Source organism: Fischerella sp., from assembly GCF_013388695.1.
Classification (GTDB): Bacteria; Cyanobacteriota; Cyanobacteriia; order Cyanobacteriales; family Nostocaceae; genus PCC9605.
In genome coordinates, this window is the sequence record NZ_JACAEU010000063.1 from 1 (window position 1) to 3,357 (window position 3,357).

General features: G+C 42.4%; 3 protein-coding genes and 1 pseudogene. All 4 read left to right on the forward strand.

Annotated features, from left to right (window positions below):
• Positions 1-119: 119 nt before the first annotated feature.
• Positions 120-776, forward strand: a pseudogene (locus HXY43_RS08960) (phosphodiester glycosidase family protein); the annotation flags it as partial.
• Between the two features lie 114 nt (positions 777-890).
• Positions 891-1,454 (forward strand): hypothetical protein, encoded by a 564-nt coding sequence (locus tag HXY43_RS08965; RefSeq protein ID WP_290882418.1) that lies wholly within the window; start codon positions 891-893, stop codon positions 1,452-1,454.
• A 14-nt stretch (positions 1,455-1,468) separates the two neighbouring features.
• On the forward strand, positions 1,469-1,699 hold the full coding sequence (locus HXY43_RS08970) for a hypothetical protein (protein ID WP_290882420.1): 231 nt from the start codon (positions 1,469-1,471) through the stop codon (positions 1,697-1,699).
• Positions 1,700-1,798: 99 nt separating this feature from the next.
• Positions 1,799-3,028 (forward strand): gephyrin-like molybdotransferase Glp, encoded by a 1,230-nt coding sequence (gene glp, locus HXY43_RS08975; RefSeq protein WP_290882422.1) that lies wholly within the window; start codon positions 1,799-1,801, stop codon positions 3,026-3,028.
• Positions 3,029-3,357: the final 329 nt, after the last annotated feature.

The window sequence follows — 3,357 nt, forward strand, 5'->3', positions numbered from 1 at the left end:
GGAAGTCATCTCACTTATCTTGCTCTGATGTCAAGTACGTTTTTTACACCGCTGATTATTCTTGTCTTGTTTAATTTGTCAAGCTATTTTTATACTAAATTAGATGAGCTTACCCTGGTGGAAAGCTACGCAAAGAGTATGTGCCGAAAATGTTTCATGAATTAGTTACTGATGAAAATGCCACATTAAACGGACGAGTATCATTGGCAGCAATCAATGCAGATTATATAGATACTGAAAATAAACCACAAGGTTTGAATATTTCCAGAGGTATAGAGTATTCAGGAGACTTTAAAAATAAGCGCTCTTCTTTTGGCATATCAGGGGGAAAACCACAACAAAGACAAGCTACTATCCAGGCAGGTAGAAGAAATAGTAATATTCTTAATTACAATATTGTCGGAGGTAATGGCAGATTTTACCGCAATGGCAACTTCAAAGATATTTGTACTGCTTTGGGAGAATTTGCTTGTAAAGACGCTACTAACCGTTCGATGGTAGCGATTACTAATAAAGGTTATGTAATTCTGTTGGTAAACGACTCAAAAGCAAATTCTAATATAGAAATATCTGAGCTTAATCAAGAGCTTTTACCAGATATGTTTGATGATGTGCTGGAAGGTATTGCTCGCAATCATTGTTTAGGCAAAATCCAAGAAGGAATGTTATTTGATGGAGGTCAATCTCCAGGATTGTACTACGACAAAAAATTTTATGTACAAAATGCAGGGCCAATAGGTTCGGTATTTTTGATTTATAAAAAAGATAGTGGTTAGTGGTTAGTTGTTGATTGGTGGTTGTTGAGTGTTGTTTGGTAAATACCAAAAACAAACAACAAACAACAAACACCTAAACTGCGGTACGCTAGAGGGTGAAGCGAAAAAAAGATTATGACACCTTCAGAGATTGCAGGTACGCTGGCAGAGTTATTTAGTACAGACGCTGTTAATGCGATCGCACCCGGTTCTTGGCAAATAGAAACTCCTGATTTTCGGCTTTTGGTACTACTTTCGGACGATGAAACTTGGTTGCGAGTTTTGATTCCGATTGTACCAGCACAACAAGCCCAACCTTTTTTAGAACAATTTTTAGAAGCTAACTTTGATGATACTCAACAGGTACGCTATGCCATACAGCAAGGCGTAATCTGGGGCGTATTTCAACACAATTGCAGCAGTTTGGTTGCAGAAGATTTTCGAGATGCGATCGCTCGACTAATTTCTTTGCATGAAGTTGGTTTAGATGATGTCTTTAATCGGCTAGTTGAAAGTCGCATCCGACAAATTATTCAAGCAGCAAAACTGCAAGGTCAATCCCTAGAATCCACAATGCAAAACTTAGAACGCTTTTACGCAGAAGGATTAATGGGAGATGAAAACCAAACTCCCCAAGCACGGGAAGAAACTTTAGCTGCTTGGCGGCGTCAGTTGGAACGACTTTGGTCAGAAATATAAACCTGAAAATCTCAATGACTCAACAACTTGAGTTAAATAATTACAAGCAACAAATAGCGGATCTATACAGCCGCAGAAGTCACAATTACGATGAAAGCGATTGGCATCTTCAGATTACTCATCGTTTAGTAGAATATACCCAAATCATTTCTGGACAGCAGGTTTTGGACATTGCCACTGGCACAGTTCACAACTTTCATCCCTGGCGCTGGAACAAGCCAAGGCTCGATTTGATGCAGAACTAGAAGCATTAGTAACAGACCAAGGCATTTGGAACGATATCACAGTCTTTTTTACTTTCGGTCGTAAGCCAGCAAACAAAGGTTAAGTCGGAGTTCTTGGTCATGTTCTCAGTCAAAGCAGCAGAAGCAATTGTTTTTAATTTGGTGCAGCCGTTGGATCGTCAGCGGGATACAGAAGTTGTAGATTTGTTAGCAGCGCATAGTCGCATTCTCGCTTCTCCCGTTTCGAGTCAACTGGACTTTCCCCATTGGGATAATTCGGCAATGGATGGTTACGCAGTGCGTTACACAGACGTACAGCAAGCTAGCCAGGAACAGCCAGTTAGTTTAGAAATTGTTGAAGAAATTCCTGCTGGCTATCAACCCCAATCTACTATTCAACAGGGGCAGGCGGCACGGATTTTTACTGGTGCGGTAATGCCAACAGGTGCAGATACTGTGGTGATGCAAGAACGTACGCGGCGAGAGGATAACCGCGTGTTGATCTTGGCTGCACCAACAAAACCGCAAGAATTTGTCAGACATCGTGCTTGTTATTACAAAACTGGGACACAATTGCTACCAGCAGGAGTAAGATTGTATGGGCCAGAAATTGCCGTTTTAGCTGCTGCCCAGTGTACGCAAGTGAGGGTTTACCGTCGTCTGCGCGTAGCAATTTTTTCTACTGGTGATGAACTGGTAACTCCTGACAAACCTCTGCAAGCAGGGCAAATTGTAGACTCTAACCAGTATGCTTTAGCAGCTTTGGTGAAACAAATTGGGGCAGAACCGTTGATGTTAGGAATTGTCCCAGATAAACCCAATGCTCTTGAAGAAGCGATCGCCCACACTATATCTAACGCTGATGTGGTTCTTTCTTCTGGGGGCGTCTCCGTGGGAGATTATGACTATGTTGAGCGAATTATTGAGTCTTTGGGAGGCGAAATTCATATTCAGGCTGTGGCAATGAAACCTGGTAAACCCCTCACTGTCGCTACATTTGCTAATCAAGTTATTTATTTTGGTTTACCAGGAAACCCGGTTTCGGCATTGGTGACTTTTTGGCGGTTTGTGCAACCAACAATCAAAAAACTTTCTGGACTAGCAGAGGGTTGGCAACCAAAGTTTGTGAAAGCACGCACTCGTCAAGAATTGCAATCGGATGGCAAACGCGAAACTTACTTTTGGGGTCAGCTGCATTTAACAGATGGAGTATATGAATTTCAGGTTGCTGGTGGCAGTCAAAATTCTGGCAATTTAGTTAATATCGCGCAAACTAACGCTTTAGCTGTACTCTTGGTGGGTCAAACATTAATTTCTCAAGGAGAACAGATACAAGTATTGCTGGTGTAACAGCTACGATCACCTCCAATCTCCCCCTTTAAGATAGCAGGGCTGTTTCATTTAGGAACGACTCACCCCACAATCACGACATATTTGAGTCAGCGATCGCCTCGCGCCGTAATGATAAACATTTTCTTACGCAGTACGAGTGGTTTGTAAGGTTGGCAGCATCCTCTGGCTCAAACGCAAAGGTTCGCCCCACGCGCACAATTTGGTCAATAAGTAGGTCAACATAATTAAACGTAAAATATCTTGTATTCTATACGGGCGGGCAGGATGCTCCGAAGTTCCGAACCCTTTGGGAAGCCGCCCGGAGGGCGTCTACGGAGGAAGCCTCC

Bases quoted from the DNA above. Each gene is read 5' to 3' on its own strand.
- HXY43_RS08970 (WP_290882420.1), top strand. From the start codon at position 1,469: ATGACTCAACAACTTGAGTTAAATAATTACAAGCAACAAATAGCGGAT.
- glp (WP_290882422.1), top strand. From the start codon at position 1,799: ATGTTCTCAGTCAAAGCAGCAGAAGCAATTGTTTTTAATTTGGTGCAG.
- HXY43_RS08965 (WP_290882418.1), top strand. From the start codon at position 891: ATGACACCTTCAGAGATTGCAGGTACGCTGGCAGAGTTATTTAGTACA.